This is a genomic window from Okeania sp. SIO2B9, from assembly GCF_010672505.1.
Taxonomy (GTDB): domain Bacteria; phylum Cyanobacteriota; class Cyanobacteriia; order Cyanobacteriales; family Microcoleaceae; genus Okeania; species Okeania hirsuta.
This window is the reverse complement of the sequence record NZ_JAAHGK010001195.1, coordinates 1-2,360: the sequence shown is the minus strand read 5'-3', so window position 1 is coordinate 2,360 and position 2,360 is coordinate 1. Positions and strand designations below refer to the sequence as shown.

General features: G+C 30.0%; 4 protein-coding genes. 2 read left to right on the top strand and 2 right to left on the bottom strand.

Going from position 1 to position 2,360, the window contains the following annotated elements; translation table 11 throughout:
* Positions 1–147, top strand: coding sequence for a cytochrome P450 (locus tag F6K13_RS28865; RefSeq protein WP_353735731.1), 147 nt, complete (start codon positions 1–3; stop codon positions 145–147).
* 385 nt (positions 148–532) lie between these two features.
* On the opposite strand, the gene F6K13_RS28860 is transcribed toward F6K13_RS28865, so the two are convergent.
* On the bottom strand, positions 533–748 hold the full coding sequence (locus F6K13_RS28860) for a hypothetical protein (protein ID WP_124144450.1): 216 nt from the start codon (positions 746–748) through the stop codon (positions 533–535).
* A 132-nt stretch (positions 749–880) separates the two neighbouring features.
* Positions 881–1,033 carry a hypothetical protein gene (locus F6K13_RS28855; RefSeq protein WP_161564458.1) on the bottom strand — a complete coding sequence of 51 codons (153 nt, stop codon included), beginning with the start codon at positions 1,031–1,033 and terminating at the stop codon, positions 881–883.
* 573 nt (positions 1,034–1,606) lie between these two features.
* On the opposite strand from F6K13_RS28855, the gene F6K13_RS28850 reads away from it, so the two are divergent.
* On the top strand, positions 1,607–2,360 hold a 754-nt coding region (locus F6K13_RS28850; protein WP_287289262.1), incomplete at its 3' end, for a DUF4340 domain-containing protein.

Below are 2,360 nucleotides of genomic sequence, written 5' to 3'. Positions count from 1 at the left end.
TTGGATAAATTAGAACCACTATTTTTCGCTAAATTAAAGAAAATGGTTTATCTAGAAGAAGTTATCAAAGAAGTATTACGGCTAGCTCCTCCTGTGAGTGGTGGACTTCGAGAAGTTCTTCAAGATAAACCATTTTCTTTAATTTAGCGAAAAATAGTGGTTCTAATTTATCCAATTTTTCATGTTCTATTTGAAGTAAGTTTAAAACATCTAAATGCTCTGTTGTTAAAATCAAAAAAGAAGTTAATGCTGAACTTAATTCCTTTTTTCCTAATGATAAAAGATTAACCATTTGTTCTACTATTTCTGTTATAGTTATTTGGTTATGCGTTTGTTCTCGAACTGTAAGTAATATACCTAATACATCTGAACCAAAATCACTCTATTTCTGTCTTTTTACAATGATTTGTTCAAATTGATTAAATAATTTATCCTTACTTTTTAAAGCACAACCTAATTTAGTCCAAAGAAAAGCTAACGGAATGGTATTTAATCCTGACTTCATGTCTTTTAAATAATTACCGATTTCACTTTATGAAGCAGAATCTATACCTAGCAATAATTTCAAAACAAGGTCTAAAGTATAATTATTTATTTCAAAATATAAATCTACAAAATCAGATTTTATCCATTTTAAAAAATAGCCTTGACTCAAATTATGAATGGTATTAATATAGTTATTTAGCCCTTGCTTATTGAGAACTTGAGCTAATAGTTTTTGTCTATCTCTATGTTCTTTACCTACCAACCTAGTAATATCAGTTTGACCAAAAATTATTTGAGAATTTTTGAAAATGATAGGTGATGTAAAGTATTTGTTTTAACTAATGAAAACAAATTTTACAGCTTAATATCCTTGAAAGTAAATAAATTTTTTACCTCAAATTCTGCTTTGATAAATAGGACCATATTTTTCGTACATTTCTTTTATATAGTCTTGATAATTCTTGGGAAATATTTTGTTTTTTCCAATAAAAGGTAATCCTAAATTACCAGGTGGCAAAGGCAAATAAGAAGCTGGATTAATATTCATAAATATTGAAATTTCCTCATTAGATTTGTGACTCTTTCAAAAAATATTAAACATACTGTATCACTATACTATATTATTACAAAAAACAACTTTGACACAGTCTTTAAAGACTTGAGTTTAGACTAAGTAGGTAGGCTAGGCGTTAAAGTTTATTTTTAGACAAAGGCAGTAGGCAGAGGGCAGCAGGAGCTGTTTGCGCAGCATGACCTAGGAAAGGAAAGAGACTTATGAGCTACTTGACTTTTTATTACATACTTTGTTTTTTTCGTTCCTACCTACTTAACTTACCCCAAGAACAGGCAAAAGATTTTTTTCTTCTCCCAGTCCTTATTTAACTGTTGCCTGTTGCCTATTCCTTCTCCCGAAGGGAGTTGAACTTTTTCAAACTCAAATTATCAGAAAAATATTAAACATAAATACTTAATTATTTATTTGTTTTATTTCTATTGGCAACCGTTATTTTCTCCTGATTCCTGACTCCTTATTCTTTCTACTACGTTTTGAAGTTCAAAATGTAGGATTGAAATTTAATTTACTTCGAGAAGAAAACTTTTTTCAGAACTCGTAAATGTTATGAAAATCAAGAAAACAACTTTAACATTAATATTAACAGCACTTGCTTTAGGCGGTTTTGTTTATTTTTATGAAATTAGAGGTAAGCAGCAACAGGCAGAATTGCAAGAACAACAAAAACAGGTGTTTAATTTTAAGTCAGAAGAAATTCAGGCTATTACTATCAAACAAGAATCAGAAATATTAACTTTAACAAAGGATGAAAATGCCGAAGAAGCAACTTGGAAAATAACTGCACCTACAGAAAAAGAAGCTGATTTACTAACAGTAGAATTTTTGTTAGACCAAATAACAGGATTAAAAAGCGATCGCTCTATTAATACTCCTGTTTCTCAGTTATCTGAATATGGTTTAGAAAAACCAGAAATTACTGTAGAAATTAAACTTCAAGATGAGCGAACTAGGAGATTGTTTTTAGGAAAAGCAGATTTTGATGGTACTTCTATATATTCTCAAGTAGAAGTTGAAGGAGAACCGCCAAAAGAGGTGTCTGTTTTGTTATTATCTGTCAATTTCAAAAATGTTTTAACTAAACCAGTTGCAGAATGGGAAAAACAAGAAAAACCGGAAGAATCATCTGCTGAAACAGAAGAATCTACTGAAAAAAAAGATGAACCGGAAACAGCTAAACCATCATCTGAAAAATCTCCCGAACAATTAGAAGAATCTACTGAGAAAAAAGATGATGTGCAAATAGAAAAATCATCTCCTAAACCGGAGGGATCTCCTTCACCTACTGATGATTATTTACTAA